The following is a 16,804-nucleotide window of genomic DNA, read 5'->3' on the forward strand; positions in this document are numbered from 1 at the left end:
CGTCAACCTTGGAAATGTACATGAATGTACCGGCCTCATCGCGAGCAGGCTCACTCCTACATTTTGGAATGCGTTCCCCTGTAGGAGTGAGCCTGCTCGCGATGAGGCCATTGCAGGCGCTAAGGAACTAGAAGCCCTCCAGCTCCGCCATCAGATCATTCAACCGATCAACCTTCTCCTCGGTGATATCACTCGCCGCCAATCCATCGACGTACTCAGCCAACTCCTCTACCGTGCTGCACTCGAACATCGCCCGCAGCGGCACATCGCGTTGCAGGGTTTTCTGCACCCGCGAGGCGATCTGCGTGGCCAGCAACGAATGCCCGCCCAGCTCGAAGAAGTTGTCGCGTACACCGACCTTTTCGACCTTCAGCACCTCGGCCCAAATATCAGCCAACGTCTGTTCAAGATCATTGCGCGGGGCCAGATAATCCTGGCTCTGCAACAGGCCGATCTCCAGCGCCGGGAGGGCCTTGCGGTCGAGCTTGCCGTTGGCATTCAGCGGCATTTGCTCGAGCCACAACCAGTGCAGCGGCACCATGTACTCTGGCAGTTCGGCGCGCAGGCGCTGCTTGATCCGCTCCAGGCGTTCGCTCGGATTGAGTGCTGAATCGGCCGCAACCAGATAACCGACCAAGTGTTTACCGTTGACGCCCTCCTGCACAGCGACCGCGCCATCGCGCACTTCCGGCTGTTCATGCAGGCGCGCTTCGATCTCGCCCAGCTCAATGCGATAACCGCGAATCTTCACTTGGTGATCGACCCGGCCAACGTACTCCAGCACACCGTCACTGCGACGCCGCGCCAAGTCACCGGTGCGATACAGACGCTCGCCCGGCGCACCGAACGGGTTTGGTACAAACACCGGCGCCGTACGCAACGGATCGCTGACATAACCGCGCCCGACGCCGGTCCCGGCAACACACAACTCACCCACTGCGCCCAACGGCACCAGTTCCAGCGCGCCATCGACCAGGTACAGCAAGTTGTTGTCGGTCGGCGTGCCGATCGGCAGGTAACTGCCGCGCGTCGAGGCCATGTCGACGCGGAAGAACGCCACGTCGTCCGAGCACTCCGCCGGGCCGTACGCATTGACCAAACCAATGTCCGGATAACGCAGCAGCCATTGGTGCGCCAGCTCCGGCGGCATTGCTTCACCGGTCGGCAGCATCCAGCGCAAGCCATCAAGACTCAGGCGCTCCGAGGCGAGCATGCCCTGAATCAACGAGGGCACACTCTCCAGCACGGTGATGCCCTGCGCTTGCACATGCACCAGCAAACCTTGCGGATCGTGGGCGATGGTGTTCGGCACGATGTCCACTCGCGCTCCGAACAACGGCGCGGCAAGGAACTGCCAGACCGAAATATCGAAGCTTTGCGAAGCGGTCTGTGCAATCACATCGGCATCACTCAGATCCAAGTACGGCACCTTGCTCAACTGGTTATTGAGCATCCCGCGCTGCTCGACCATCACGCCTTTCGGCAGGCCGGTGGAGCCCGAGGTGTAGATCACGTAGGCGAGGTTGTCCGGGCCGCTGTAAATGCCCAGGTTCTGCGCCGAAGTCGCTGCCGCCTGAATCTCCTCCCACACCAGCAAGCGCGGGCGATTGGCGCAGCTGAATTCATCCAGCAAAGTCTGCGCTTGTTCAAAGCATGCTTTGGAGCAGACCAGCACCGGCGTGCGACTCAGCTCGATGATGCGTTGCAGACGCTGGCTCGGCAGGCCCGGATCCAGCGGCAGATAACCCGCGCCGGCCTTGAAGCTACCGATGATCATGCCGAGAAGATCAAGGTTACGTTCGCCGAGCAAGGCCACCGGTTGATCCATCTGCACACCGGCGGCGATCAGTGCATGACCGAGACGGTTGGCGTTGTGGTTCAGCTCGACGTAGCTCTGTTGTTGATCAAGGCACGTAGCGGCAATCCGTTGCGGATGCGCAGCGACCTGCGCTTCGAACAGCGCAACGTAGCTTTGCTCCAGCGGATAATCGTGGGCACTCTGGTTGCAACCGTGCAGCAGGAAGTCCTGTTCCTCTGTGCCTAGCAGCGGCAGATCGGCCATGTCGCCATGGAAGCCATCGACCAGCGCCAGCAGCAGACGTTTGAACTCGCCGAGCATGCGTTCGATGGTCGATTCGTCGAAATAACGCTGGTCATACGACAGGTGCAGACCGAGGTCATCGCCTGGGTAACACACCGCCGTCAGCGGGAAGTTGGTGTGCGTACGGCCCGAGTCCGAAGTCGCATTCAAGCTCTGCGCATGATCGAGTACCGAAACTTCCACCGGGGCGTTTTCGAAGACAAACAGGCTGTCGAACAGCGGCTGGCCTTTCGGCAATTCGCTCTGTTCCTGGATGTTCACCAGCGGCAGGTATTCGTACTCGCGCAGTTGCATGTTGCTGTCGAGCAAACCACTGAGCCACTGACGCACGCTGCTGCGCTGATCGTCCTCAGGCATTTTCACCCGCAGCGCGATGCTGTTGATGAACAGGCCGACAGTTCGCTGCATTTCCGGCATGTCCACCGGGCGCCCGGCCACGGTCACACCGAAGAGCACGTCACGATCGCCGCTCAGGCGCCGCAGGACCAAGGCCCACGCCGCTTGGGCGAAGGTGTTGATGGTCAGTTGATGGGCCTGCGCCAGTTCCCGCAGACGCGCCCCGTCCTCGACATTGAGGCGGGTGTAGCGGTCGCCGACGACCATGCCGCCGCTTTCACCGGCATGTTCACGCAGGAATGGACGGTCGCTCGGGATCGGCGTGGTGCGCTCAAACCCTTGCAGATTGTGCTGCCACCACTGCCGCGCCTCGGCCAGGCTCTGACGTTGCAGCCAGCCAATGTAATCACGATAACGCGGCGGCACGGCGAGTTGCGTTTCACGGTCCTCACCCAGTGCGGTGTAAATCTCGAAGAAGTCGTTCATCAGCAACGAGCGGCACCAGGCATCGATGAGGATGTGGTGGTTGCTCATCATGAACCAGTAACGCGCCGCGCCGACCTTGATCAGGCGCAAGTGGAACGGCGCCTGATTGAGCAGATCGAAACCGGCCTCGCGCTCGCTTTTCAGCAGGGCTTGCAGCTTCGGTTCCTGCTCGTTTTCAGCAATGGCGCTCCAGTCCAGATATTCGATTGGCGTACGACCCGGCGTATGAATCACTTGCAGCATGTCTTCGCCGACGTTCCAGCAGAACGAGGCTCGCAGCGCTTCGTGACGGGCGACCACCGCTTGCCAGGCCTCAGCGAAACGCTGCGGGTCGAGTTCGCTGTTGATGCGGTAGCGATCCTGCATGTAGTACAGGCCAGTGCCCGGTTCGAGCAAGGTGTGCAGCAACATGCCTTCCTGCATCGGCGTCAGCGGATAAACGTCTTCGATGTGCGCGGCCGGCACCGGCAAGGCATCGAGTTGCGCCTGAGTCAGTCTGGCCAGCGGGAAGTCCGATGGCGTCAGGCCGCCGGCCTCGTCTTGCAGGCAATGGGTGATCAGGCTTTGCAGTTCACCAAGGTAGGCGTCGGCCAGATCGTTGATGGTTTGCGCGTCATAACGCTCGGCGCTGAAGGTCCAGCGCAGGAGCAATTCACCGCCGTAAACCTGACTATCAATGCTCAACTCGTTGGGCAATGGCGCCTGCGGATCGTGGGCGGCACCGACCGGCTCGTCCAGCGGACGGAACAGCGCATCACTGCCGAAGCTCTGGTCGAACTGGCCGAGGTAGTTGAAGGTGACCGGCGCATGCGGCAGCGCGGCCATGCTGCGCTGGCTGAGGTCATCGGCGAGATAACGCAGCACGCCATAACCTAGGCCTTTGTGCGGCACCGCGCGCAGTTGCTCCTTGATTGCCTTGATCGAAGCGCCCTGCCCCGCAGCTTCTTCGATGTTGTGCGGGGTCAGACGCAGCGGGTAAGCGCTGGTGAACCAGCCGACGGTGCGGGTCAGGTCGATCTCGTCGAACAGGGTTTCGCGGCCGTGACCTTCCAGTTGAATCAGCGCCGACGGTTGACCGCTCCAGCGGCACAACACTCGGGCCAACGCCGTCAGCAGCAGGTCATTGACCTGCGTGCGATAGGCCGCCGGAGCCTGTTGCAACAACTGTTTGGTGTGCTCGGCATCGAGGCGCACGCTGACAGTTTGCGCATGGCGATTCTGCTGGCCGCCCTGTGGATTTTCGCAGGGCAGATCAGCGTTCGGCCCGGCCAGTTGGGTCTGCCACCAGTCGAGTTCTTCGCGCAGTGATTCGCTGCCGGCGTAGGCCTGCAAACGCGCAGCCCAGTCCTTGAAAGAGCTGGTTTTCGCCGGCAGTTTTACCGCTTGTTCGGCGTCGAGTTGGCGATACACGGTTTGCAGATCGTCGAGCAAAACGCGCCACGACACGCCGTCGACCACCAAGTGATGAATCGCGATGAACAGGCGTTGCTGACCTTCAGGGCCGTCAACCAGCAGGGCACGCAACAACGGACCTTGCGCAAGATTCAAGCTGCGTTGGGCATCAGCGAACAGCGCTTCGCACTTGTCCATCGATGCGACGCGTACTTGCCAGAGAACAGCAACGTCGGACACCGGTTGATGCGTGGCTTGCCACTCAGCATTGGCCTCGGTGAAGCGCAGACGCAAGGCGTCATGCTGCTCAATCACCGCCAGCAGCGCCTGCTCCAGACGATGCGGTTCCAGCGCCACAGTTGGCTCCAGCAACAACGCCTGGTTCCAGTGCTGACGTTCAGGGATTTCCGTGTCGAAGAACCAATGTTGAATCGGCGTCAGGGCCGATTCGCCAGCCACCAGGCCCTGCTCGGCCGTCACCTGCTCGGTACGACTGGCTACAGCGGCCAAAGTCTGTACGGTCTGATGCTGGAACAGATCACGCGGGCTGAAATGAATACTTTGCTGACGCGCACGGCTGACCACTTGAATCGACAGAATCGAATCGCCGCCGAGTTCGAAGAAGTTGTCGTTGAGGCCGACCTGTTCGACGTTGAGTACCTCGCACCAGATCTGCGCCAGGGTCTGCTCCAGTTCGTTACTCGGCGCGACGTAGTCCTGACGATTCAACTCAGGATCCGGCGCCGGCAAGGCGCGGCGGTCGAGTTTGCCGTTGGCGGTCAGCGGCATGCTCGCCAGCAGAATCAGGTGGGTCGGCACCATGTAATCCGGCAGTTGTGCCTTGAGGTGCGCCTTGAGGGCGTCGCGCAGTTCAGCCTGACGGGCTTCACTTTGCTCAGCAACTTCGGTGACCAGATAGCCAACCAGTTGTTTGCCGCTCGGGGCATCCAGTGCGAGCACCACGGCTTCACGGATCGAATCGTGATCAAGCAGACGCGTTTCGATTTCGCCCAGTTCGATACGGAATCCACGGATTTTCACCTGATGGTCGATTCGTCCCAAATATTCCACCAAACCATCGGCACGCTGGCGCACCAGGTCACCGGTGCGATACATGCGCCCGCCATCGGTGGCGAACGGGTCAGCGACAAAACGCTCGGCGGTAATGCCCGGACGGTCGTGATACGCCTGCGCCAGACCGGCCCCACCGACGAACAACTCACCGGTCGCACCTTGCGGTACCAATGCCAAATCGGCGTCGAGAATGTACGCGACACGCGCGCCAATCACGCTGCCAATCGGCACGCTGCCGGCGCCCTCGTCCAGCACCTCCGGCGCCAGACTGGCCAGCGGCATGACCACGGTTTCGGTCGGGCCGTAAGCGTTGAAGAACATCGCCGGTTTGAACGCCGCGCGAATCCGTTGCAGGTGTTCACCGGTCAGCGCTTCGCCGCCGGTAATGATCATCCGCACCGGCAAGATTTCGTTTTGCGTTGAGAGGAACTGCGCCAACTGGCTGCCGTAGCTCGGGGTGAAACCAAGCACGTTGATTTTATACGTGCGGATCAAACCGCAGATTTCTTCCGCGTCCCACTGACCCTGCGCACGCAACACCACCTGCGCGCCACTGAGCAACGGCACCAACAGACGCTCGGTCGCCGCGTCGAAGTTGATCGAATAGAAATGCAGTTCGCAGTCGTCCGGGCGCATGCCGAAACGTTCGATCACGGCTTGGCAGTGCATAGCAATTTCACCGTGGGAGACCACCACGCCTTTCGGTTTACCGGTCGAACCCGAGGTGTAAATCAGGTACGCCTGATGCTGCGGCAGACTGATAAACGGCAGCTCGCTGGCCGGGTAAGCGGCGAGTGCCGCGCTGTCGTCTTCCAGACACCAGCGCGCCACACTTGGCGGCAGATCGCCGAGAGCTTTGAACATGGCGCGATCACTGAGCAGCAGGCCGATGCGGCTGTCTTCGATCATGTAATGCAGACGGTCGAGCGGGTATTCCGGGTCTAGCGGCACGTACGCACCGCCGGCCTTGAGAATCGCCAGCAGGCCGATGACCATTTCCAGCGAACGCTCCAGCGCCAGGCCAACGCGCACTTGCGGGCCGACACCGCGCTCACGCAAGGCCCAGGCCAGACGATTGGCGCGGGCGTCGAGTTCGGCGTAGTTCAGGGTCTGCCCGGCGAAGGTCAGGGCCGGCGCGTCTTTGCGCGCCAGCGCCTGTTCGGCGAACAGGTGATGGATGCACTGATCGAGACGATGCTCACCCGACTCGATGCCGAGGCTATCGAGCAGGTGCTGTTGCTCAGGCGCATCGAGCAGCGGCAATTCACTGAGGCGCTGTTGCGGATCGGCGATCAGCGCTTCGAGCAGATTGCGCCAATGCTTGGCCATGCGCGCGATGGTCGGCTCGTCGAACAGATCGGTGCTGTAAGTCAGGCAGCAACCGAGGCGATGGTCGAGGTCGGTGACTTCCAGGTTGAGGTCGAACTTGGTCGCTCGTGCATCGTTGGCCAGGTACTCGACGGTCATGCCAGCGAGCATGCGGCTCTGCTGGAATTCCCAGCGCTGCACGTTGCACATCACCTGAAACAGCGGGTTGTACGCAGCGCTGCGCGGCGGTTGCAAGGCTTCAACCAGATGATCGAATGGCAGATCCTGATGCGACTGGCCTTCGATCACGGTGTGACGCACCTGCTCGAAGAGTTCGCCGACCGACATCATGCCGTCGAGCTGGCAACGTAGCACTTGGGTGTTGAGGAATGCACCGATCAGCCCTTCACTTTCCGGGCGAATGCGGTTGGCCACCGGCGCGCCAATGCGCAGATCAGTCTGGCCGCTATAGCGGTAAAGCAGCGTCGCGAGTGCGGCGGTCATGGTCATGAACAGGGTCAGACCGTTTTGCGCGTTGAACGCACGAACCCGCGCGGCGAGTTCGTCGCTAAGGTCGAAACGGAACAGCTCACCCTGATGGCTTTGCACTGGGGGACGCGGACGGTCACCCGGCAATTCCAGCAGCGGATGTTCACGACCGAGTTGCGCGGTCCAGTAGTCGAGTTGGCGCTGACGCTCGCCGGATTCCAGCCAGTTGCGTTGCCAGACGCTGTAGTCGAGGTACTGCACCGGCAGCGGCTCAAGCGGCGAATCACGGTCATCGACAAAGGCTTCGTACAGCGCACTGAGTTCTCGGGCGAAAATATCCATCGCCCAGCCTTCGGTGACGATGTGGTGCAGAGTCAGGACAAAGTAATGTTCGTGCTCGGCAGTCTTCACCAGACAGGCGCGCAGCAGCGGGCCGGTTTCCAGATCGAACGGCAGATGAGCTTCGTCATCGGCCAGTTGCTGAACCTTTTGCTCACGCACATCGGCGGCAAGTTTTGAAAAATCCTTCCAACCCATGCGCACACCGGTTTCGCCATGCACCTGCTGACGGGCGACGCCGTCGACGCTCGGGAACGTGGTGCGCAGGGTTTCGTGGCGCAGGATCAGCGCTTGCAACGCCGCCTCGAAACACTCGACATGCAACACGCCGCGCAGGCGCGCCATGCCGCCAACGTTGTACGCCGGGCTGTCCGGCTCCATCTGCCAGAGGAACCACATGCGCTGTTGCGAGTACGACAACGGCACCGGTTGGCTGCGATCGACCTTGTCGATCGGTGGCTGTTTGTTCGTGCGACCGCTGGCCTGGATCAGGTGGATCTGTTCGGCAAAATCACCGAGTTCGCTGTGTTCGAACAAGGCGCGCAACGGCAGCTCGACGTCGCAGGCCTGACGAGTACGCGAGATGATTTGCGTGGCCAGCAGCGAGTGGCCACCAAGGGCGAAGAAGTCGTCGCGCAGACCGACTTGAGGCAGACCGAGCACTTCGCGCCAGATCGCGGCGATCTGCTGTTCAAGTGCAGTGACCGGTTCGACGTGTTCACGCACTTGCCATTGCGGCTCGGGCAAGGCGCGGCGGTCGAGTTTGCCGCTGGGGCTGAGTGGCATGGCGTCGAGACGCATCAGTTGCGCCGGGACCATGTATTCCGGCAGCTCGGCGGCCAGCGCGGTTTTCAGGCGAGTGTTTTGTTCGTCGTGATCTTCGCTGGCATCGGTGGCGGTGAAGTAGCCGATCAATTGCGCGCCGGCAGCGGTTTCACGCACCAAGACCACGGCTTGGGCGACGCCGTCCTGTGCGAGCAAGCGTGCTTCGATTTCTTCCGGTTCGACGCGAAAGCCACGCAGTTTGACTTGCTGATCGAGACGGCCGAGGTATTCGATCACGCCATCGGAGGTCCAGCGCGCGCGGTCGCCGGTGCGGTACAACCGCGCGCCCTGCTCGCCCAATGGATCGACCACAAAACGTTCAGCGGTCATCGATGGACGACCAAGGTAACCACGAGCCAGGCCGATACCGCTGATGCACAACTCACCCGGCACGCCTGCCGGCACTGGATTGAGATCGGCGTCGAGCACGCGGCAGATCACGTTGCCCAGCGGACGACCAATCGGCGAGCGCTCACCATCGGCAGTGGTGCAATGCCAGTGGGTGACGTTGATCGCGGTTTCGGTCGGGCCGTAACGGTTGTGCAGTTGCACCGCTGGCAGTTGCGCGAGGACGCGGTTGCGCAGTTCGGCGGGCAGCGCTTCACCGCCAGAGAATACCCGGCGCAGGCTGGTACATTCAGTGCTCAGTGGTTCGTCGATGAACAGCGAGAGCAATGGCGGCACAAAGTGCAGCGTGGTCACGCCATAGGCCTGAACCAACTGGGCGATGCGATGCGGATCGCGATGTTCGCCGGGGCCGGCAATCAACAGACGCGCGCCGGTGATCAGTGGCCAGAAGCATTCCCACACCGACACGTCGAAACTGATCGGTGCCTTTTGCATCAGCACATCGGTTTCATCGAGGCGGTAGGTGTTCTGCATCCATTGCAGACGCTCGGCCAGTGCCGCGTGGGTGTTGCCGACGCCTTTCGGTTGGCCGGTGGAACCCGAGGTGTAAATCACGTAAGCGAGGTTGTCGCCGTGCAGGTGCAAGCCCGGTGCCTGGCTCGGCCAGTTTTCCAAGTGCAACGCGTCCATGGCGATGACACTGACGCCATCGCTGGCCGGCAAGCGGCCGAGCAATTCGGTTTGGGTCAGCAGCAGTTCGACGCCGCTGTCGCTGAGCATGTAAGCCAGGCGATCCGCCGGGTAATCCGGGTCCAATGGCACATAGGCGCCGCCGGCCTTGATGATCGCCAGCAGGCCGATCAGCAGTTGCGGCGAACGCTCGGCGGCGATGGCCACGCAGACATCCGGGCCGACGCCTTTGTCGCGCAGATAATGCGCAAGGCGGTTGGCTTGCGTGTGCAGTTCGGCGAAATCGAGGCTGCCACCGTCCCACACCAGCGCGGTGCGTTCCGGGGTCAGGCGCGCCTGTTCATTGAGCAGTTCTGGCAGCCATTGTTGCGTCGGGGTGCATGGCGCAACGCCCCAGTGTTGTTGCTGATCGTGCTCAGTGGCGGTCAGCAGTTGCAGATCACCGATGGCTTGCTCCGGACGTTCGCAGACGTCGCGCAACAGGTTGCTGAAATGCTCGGCCAGACGCTCGATGGTCGCCACATCGAACAGTTCGCTGGCGTAGTCGAAAGACAGGGTCAGGCGACCGTTACGGTCTTCTTCGCTGTGCAATTGCAGGTCGAACTTGGCTTCGCGGCTGTGCCACGGCAGTTCTTCGGCGAGCAGACCCGGCAGACGTTTGAGCGCACTCAGATCACGTTGCTGGTGGTTGAACATGACCTGGAACAGACCTTGTTCGCGGGCCTGCGGGAAGGCTTCGAGGAGTTGTTCGAAGGGCAGATCCTGATTCGCCTGGGCACCGAGTGTGGCGTTGCGGGTCTGGGCCAACAGCGCAACGAATGACAGGCGCGAATCGATCTCTGCTCGCAGCACTTGGGTGTTGATGAAGAAGCCGATCAGGCCCTGGGTTTCCAGGCGTGGACGGTTGGCGTTCGGTACGCCGATGCGGATGTCGCGCTGACCGCTGTAGCGATGCAGCAGGCTCTGCAATGCCGCGAGCAACAGCATGAACGGGGTCGATTGCTGAGCCTGTGCCGTGTTACGGATCGCATCGCTGAGGCTCGCGCCCAGACGCACGGAGTGACGTGCGGCGCTGTGAGTTTGTTTGGCGGATCGTGGGTAATCGGTGGCCAGCTCCAGCGCTGGATGCTCGTCGCCCAACTGCGCTTTCCACCACGCCAGTTGCCGCGCGCTCTCGCCTTGCGCTAGCCATTGACGCTGCCAGCTGCCGTAGTCGGCGTACTGGGTTGGCAATGGCGCGAGGTTGGCTGTCGCTCCTTGCGAAGCAGCGGCGTAAAGGCGCGAGAATTCGTCGATCAATACGTTCAGGGACCAGCCGTCGGCAATGATGTGGTGCAGCGTCACCAGCAATTGGTGATCTTCGTCGTCGAGACGCACCAGCGTCACCCGCAGCAGCGGACCTTTTTCCAGGTCGAACCGGGTGCGTGCTTCGTCTTCGCGGATTTGTTGCGCACGGGCCTCGCGCTCGGGCGCCGGCAAGTCGCTGATGTCGATCAGTTGCAGGTTGAATTCGGTGCCGGCAATCACTTGTTGCAGAGCCACGCCGTCGCGCTCGAAGAAACGCGTGCGCAGGGATTCATGGCGCTCGATCAGTTGCTGGAAGCTGGCATGCAAGGCGTCTTCGTCCAGTTCGCCGCGCAAACGCAGGGCACCGGGAATGTTATAGGCGCTGCTCTGTGGGTCGAGTTGCCAGGTGATCCACAAACGGTTTTGTGCCAGCGATTGCGGCATCGGCTCGCTGCGCGACAGTGTGGTGATTGCACCTTGGGCGCTGCCGCCGTCCTGCTGCTGTTGCGCAACGGCTGCGGCGAACGCTGACAGGGTCGGTGCTTCGAACAACAGGCGCAGGTTCAGCTCAAGCGCGAGCTCTTCACGCACACGGGCGACCACTTGCGTAGCGGCGATCGAGTTGCCGCCGAGCAGGAAGAAGTGATCGTCGGCGTTGACCTGTTTGACGTTGAGTTGCTCAGCCCAGATCTTGCCGATCAAGCCCTCAAGTTCTGAGGCGCTGGTGACTGCGCCCTGGCTTTCAGCGGTGCTCGACGGGAACACCGCGTAGCTGTCGAGGCTGCCATCGGCCAGACGATTGCGGCACGCCGAACGCTGCAATTTGCCACTGGAAGTTTTCGGCAAGGCGCCGGGATTAAGCAGCACCACCACGCTCGGGGCTTCCTGAAAAGCCTCAGCCACGGCTTGGCGAATGGCTTTGATCAACGCCTCCGGCGGGAGGATTTTCTGCACGCTGCGGCTGATTTCCGCCGCAATGCCGATGCCCTCCTCGCCATCCTGATTGACCGCAAATGCAGCGACGCGACCCTTGCGCACCACTTCCACTTCGTTCTCGACCGTTTTTTCGATGTCCTGTGGATACAGGTTGTGGCCGCGCACGATCAGCATGTCTTTCAGGCGTCCGGTGATGAACAGCTCACCGTCGCGCATGAAGCCCAGGTCGCCGGTGCGCAGCCAGGTGCGGCCGGCGTGCTGGACGAAGGTCTTGGCGCTCGCTTCAGGATTGCGCCAGTAGCCGTGGGCGATGCTCGGGCCTGCGGCCCAGACTTCGCCGACCGCGTTGTCGGCGAGTTCGACGAGTGTGTTTGGCTCGACGATCAGCACCGCGTGTTCCGGTTGGCTGATACCACAACTCATGATTGGGCTGCCATCGCCCGGCTCGGCGCGGTTTTGTGCCAGCGCCTGATCGTCCACGCGCAGTGCCGGGATACCGGTGCCGCGCGGGGTGCCGGCGACGAACAGCGTGGCTTCGGCCAAACCGTACGAGGCCATGAAGCTGTGCTCACTGAAACCGCATGCGGCGAACTTCTCGGCGAAGCGCTCCAGGGTGTCGAGACGGATTGGCTCGGAACCAGAATAGGCCACGCGCCAGCGACTCAGATCGAGACGTTCCAGCGCCGACTCGCTGACCCGTTCGCTGCACAAGCGATAGGCGAAGTCCGGTCCGCCGCTGATGGTGCCGCCGTATTCGCTGATCGCTTCCAGCCAGCGCAATGGCCGACCGAGGAAGTACGCCGGCGACATCAGAATGCATGGCACGCCGCTGAAAATTGGCTGCAGCAGACCACCGATCAAACCCATGTCGTGGTACAGCGGCAGCCAGCTGACGATGACATCGTCAGGGTTCACGTCGATGCCGAAACCGTGACGGATCAGGAGTTCGTTGGCGACCAGATTGCCGTGGCTGACTTGCACGCCTTTGGGCAGTGCAGTCGAACCGGAGGTGTATTGCAGGAAGGCGATGTGGTCTTGCGGCAGGCTCGGTTCAACCCAGTTTTGCGCCAGTGTCTTGTCGAGAGTGTCGACACACAACAACGGCGGCGCACCCTCGATCTGCTGCAAGGCGTCGCGCAGGTCGGCGCTGGTCAGCAGCAGACGCGGTTCGGCGTCGGCAATGATCGACAGCAAACGCTCCTGATGGTGACGGCGCGCGGATTCCGGCGGATAGGCCGGCACTGCGATCACGCCGGCGTATAGGCAGCCAAAAAATGCCGCGACGTAATCCGGACCGCTGGGGAACAGCAGCACCGCACGGTCGCCGAATTCAGCGTCAGCCTGCAACGCGGCGGCGATCATGCGTGCGCGCTCATCCAGCTCACGATAACTGAGTACCACAGCCTGCTCTTCGTTTTCGGCGAGAAAACGCAAGGCCAGTCGATCCGGCGTCAGGGCCGCGCGGCGCTGGAGGGCTTGGACCAGGGTGCTGGGGAGTTCGAACGCGTCGGTCATGAGGTTTCCTGCCTGAATTCGGCTTGCTAATGGAATCGGGTTTGCTGCGTCACGCCCCTCGAAGGGCATGCAGGGCGCGGTCTGTGCCGACCGCGCAAGGCTGCGGAATGCGGTGTGGCCGGGGTTGTGCACCGGGAACCATTCACCAATGAGAACGGATGACGTCTTGAAATAATTAGTCGGCAGGCTGGATCGCCAATGGGGCCGGGGTGTGGCGGCGTGTCGCAGTTCTCAGAACGCACCTTTGTGGCGCATTACTTCTCTTTCTCAATTGACAATCATTATCATTCAACATAATTTGTCGCTCGATGTGTAGGACGCCCCCATCCCCCAAGGCGTCCCACGAACCTATTTGGCAGCAAGGTGATTTCCATGACGGAACAAGTATCCACAAGCAAGTGCGATTCACCGCTACTTCAGGCATTCGTCGACAATCGACTGATTCTGGTCAAGATTGCAGCCCGCATTACCGGCTGCCGGTCGCGCGCCGAAGATGTGGTGCAGGATGCGTTTTTCCGACTGCAATCGGCGCCACCGATCACGTCGTCGATCAAGGCTCAACTGAGCTATCTGTTCCAGATCGTGCGCAACCTCGCCATCGATCATTACCGCAAACAGGCGCTTGAGCAGAAGTACTCCGGCCCTGAAGAGGAAGGGCTGAATGTGGTCATCCAGGGTGCTTCGCCGGAAACCTCGCATATCAATTTCTCGACCCTGGAAAACATCGCCGACGCGCTGACCGAACTGCCCAGCCGCACGCGCTATGCGTTCGAGATGTACCGGCTGCACGGCGTGCCGCAAAAGGACATCGCCAAGGAACTGGGCGTTTCGCCAACCCTGGTCAACTTCATGATTCGTGATGCACTGGTGCACTGCCGCAAGGTCTCGGGCAGCCGTCAGGATGCGGTAGCCGTGGGTCGTCGCTGAGACCGCGCCGACAGATAAAAAAGATCGCAGCCTTCGGCAGCTCCTACATGGAAATGCATTCCTCTGTAAGAGCTGCCGAAGGCTGCGATCTTTTGCTTTTAAATGACCTCAAGCCAACTTGCAGTGATCAAAAAACCGCTCACGCCCCAGCATCATCAGCGCCGCGCGCTTGTGCGGAAAGTCGAATTCCTTCTCGCAGTGAAAGCACTGATTCTGCATATGGCCGATCATCTTCGCGTTGTCGGCCCGCGGCTCGGCGACCACCCGCTGAGTGCGCGGATCATCAAGAAACAGGTAATGCACCAGCGCCGATAACCAGCTCGCCACTTTATGCGGGCCACGGTGCTCTTCCTCGCCGACCAGCATGTGAATACCGCGATCGTAGTTGTCGGCATCGTAGAACGGCGCGATGCGATCTTCCTTGGCCCAGTAGGCTTCGAAATAGGCAAACGGCTGATCATCGAAACAGCCAATCAGCGTCAGCGTATGCGGGTCAGCATCGAGCTTGCTCAGGTATTCGCGATGCTTCTCGAGGCTGCCCTCTTCCTGCCAGAAACTGGCAACGCGCGGGCTGTTCTGCCAGCGGTTGAAGCGCGCCAGGTCTGCTTCGATCTCTACAGTGCGCAGGGAAATCCACGCACCAAGGCGGGCATCGAAACGCCGATACACTTCACCGCGCGGTTTGACTGGCCGCAGCGGATGACGCTTGCCCTGGCTGATGACCATCTGCTGCGGATAACTACCACTCAGCGAAGTGCCGAGCCACGGTTGCGGCAACTGCCAGAACAGCGTGCGCTCGCAGCGATATTCGCCGGCCACTTCGGTGCTCACCAGCAAGCCACTGAGCAAGGCTTCGGTCGGTGGCTGATCGAGTTGCCAGGTCAATTGACGGCACGCCGGATCCCGTGCGAACAGCCAGTAACAGGCTGCCCACAACGCCTGCCCGGGCGGCAACGCAAAACGCTCATCGATCTGGATCGGCCCCTTTGCGTCTCGATCGAGGCGCAAGCGGATCAGCGGTTGTCCGTCCAGGCTCAGGCTCAGACGGTTTTCGCTGACATCAGCGATCAGTTGACTGCCCGCAGGCAAGGCCAGGGAAGTCAGGTCATTCAGATTGGACATGGGTCGGGCTCACGATAATCGTCGACAGTTCAACGATGGGACGTGATCCGGGAGGGAAAATTTAGGCTTTGCCCAGAAATCGCTGCCTCAGTGGTGAGGCACCGGCACTACGGCAATCTTGTACGGATCGAAAATCTTCAGCATTTCACCGTTGTCGCGCAAACCCTGCAACAACTTGCCAAACGCCGCGCCGGTGATCGGCGCGGTCGGACGAAGAATCGCGTAATGGTGATAGACCTGATCGATGCGCTGCGACACCAGCAACTCGTCGCGCACCTTCTCGTTACGCAGCAGGTAATCGAACAGATAGGAACGGGTCACCAAGGCAACATCGGCGCGCCCGCGCAGCACCATCAGCAGGTTGCTGTCGTGGGAATAGGTCAGCGTGGCGTTGTAATTCTGTGCGAGGTATTTCGGGTCAGCGTTGAAGTTGGCGAACTCGTAGTGATAACCGCTGAACAGAGCCAGGCGCTTGCCAGTGAGGTCGGCGAAATAATTCTGCTGCCGGCCATCTTCGCGTTGTGCGACGAAAATTTCCGCATCCTCAAGACCCATGTCGACATCTGTGTGGGGAATTTCCTTCCAGCCCCAATCGGGATTCTCGAAAATTGCCATGTCGATCCGGCCCTGCTTGAAGTCACCGAAACGCCGGGGAATCGAGGTGGGCACGAGGACGAACTGATAGTCGCTTTGCAGGCGATTGAGGGCCTCGACCAATTGCGGCAGAAGGCCTGTGTCGGCACCGTTTTCCGGGCGAACGGTGTAAGGCGGAAAATGCGCCGCGCCGACCCGGACCAATTGCGCTGCCTGAGCGGGCAATACCCAAAATGCAGCCAGCGCTGCGAGCATCAAGCCCGCGGCCGTCCGAATTGGCAAAGACTTCAAAACACCCCACTCCCCGAAAAAATACCGATCAATGCATTCAAGCTAGGCGGTTTCGCCCAGTTAGCCAGTTTCCCGGCCCGATAGAAAGTGCTTCAACGCTCTTCGAGGACCAGAATCAACGCCTCGTCGGCCAACTGATCGAGGCTCAAACTGCCGCCGGCACGGAACCAGGTGGTCGTCCAGGACAGTGCGCCAGTGAGGAAACGTCGGGTAATAAATACATCGCCACGGATAAATCCTGCGTCCTTGGCCTCACCCAGCACTTGCAGCCAGATGTCCTCGTAGACATCGCGCAGTGCCAGCACTTGGGTCTGACCTTCTTCGGACAGCGAACGCCACTCATAAACCAGCACCGCCATGGCTTCACCGCTGCCGCCCATGATTGACTGCAGTTCGCAGCGAATCAGCGCCAGCACGCGTTCGCGCACATTGGCCGCATCGGCCAGAGCTGCCCGCATTAACGCGGTGTTGTAGCGGATGGTTTCCTCCATCACCGCCCGGAGGATTTCATCCTTGCTTTTGAAGTGATGAAAAATGCTTCCCGACTGGATGCCGACGGCGCCGGCCAGATCGCGCACCGTGGTACGTTCGTAGCCTTTGTTGCGGAACAGGTGAGCGGCCACTTGCAGCAATTTGCCGCGGGCGCTGTCAGGGTCGGTCAACTGGCCTTCGTCGACCAAATCGCGCATGACCCTCAGGGCTTTTTGCTCGTCCACCCGTTCTCTCCTACAGTCGATCAGTCTG

General features: G+C 61.0%; 5 protein-coding genes. 1 reads left to right on the forward strand and 4 read right to left on the reverse strand.

Annotated features, from left to right (window positions below; all coding sequences use genetic code 11):
* Positions 1-127 precede the first annotated feature (127 nt).
* Positions 128-13,126 (reverse strand): non-ribosomal peptide synthetase, encoded by a 12,999-nt coding sequence (locus tag J0G10_RS21155; RefSeq protein WP_220556637.1) that lies wholly within the window; start codon positions 13,124-13,126, stop codon positions 128-130.
* 372 nt (positions 13,127-13,498) lie between these two features.
* On the opposite strand from J0G10_RS21155, the gene J0G10_RS21160 reads away from it, so the two are divergent.
* Positions 13,499-14,053 carry an RNA polymerase factor sigma-70 gene (locus J0G10_RS21160; RefSeq protein WP_095048423.1) on the forward strand — a complete coding sequence of 185 codons (555 nt, stop codon included), beginning with the start codon at positions 13,499-13,501 and terminating at the stop codon, positions 14,051-14,053.
* 108 nt (positions 14,054-14,161) lie between these two features.
* Here the strand turns inward: J0G10_RS21160 and J0G10_RS21165 are convergent, their stop codons facing one another.
* The 3 genes from J0G10_RS21165 to J0G10_RS21175 all read right to left on the reverse strand — a co-directional run bounded on the left by J0G10_RS21165 (position 14,162) and on the right by J0G10_RS21175 (position 16,776).
* Positions 14,162-15,175: a GNAT family N-acetyltransferase gene (locus J0G10_RS21165; protein WP_220556638.1), complete on the reverse strand. Its 1,014-nt coding sequence runs from the start codon at positions 15,173-15,175 to the stop codon at positions 14,162-14,164.
* Positions 15,176-15,262: 87 nt separating this feature from the next.
* Entirely contained in the window at positions 15,263-16,060 is a 798-nt protein-coding gene (locus J0G10_RS21170) for a substrate-binding periplasmic protein (protein ID WP_093435061.1), read from the reverse strand.
* Between the two features lie 92 nt (positions 16,061-16,152).
* Positions 16,153-16,776, reverse strand: a complete 624-nt coding sequence (locus J0G10_RS21175; RefSeq protein ID WP_095048426.1) for a TetR/AcrR family transcriptional regulator — start codon at positions 16,774-16,776, stop codon at positions 16,153-16,155.
* Between the last annotated feature and the right edge of the window lie 28 nt (positions 16,777-16,804).

It is taken from the genome of Pseudomonas germanica (genome assembly GCF_019614655.1).
Classification (GTDB): domain Bacteria; phylum Pseudomonadota; class Gammaproteobacteria; order Pseudomonadales; family Pseudomonadaceae; genus Aquipseudomonas; species Aquipseudomonas neuropathica.

Excerpts from the sequence above, each read along its gene's own strand:
- J0G10_RS21155 (WP_220556637.1), bottom strand. The coding sequence starts at position 13,126 with ATGACCGACGCGTTCGAACTCCCCAGCACCCTGGTCCAAGCCCTCCAG.
- J0G10_RS21160 (WP_095048423.1), top strand. The coding sequence starts at position 13,499 with ATGACGGAACAAGTATCCACAAGCAAGTGCGATTCACCGCTACTTCAG.
- J0G10_RS21165 (WP_220556638.1), bottom strand. The coding sequence starts at position 15,175 with ATGTCCAATCTGAATGACCTGACTTCCCTGGCCTTGCCTGCGGGCAGT.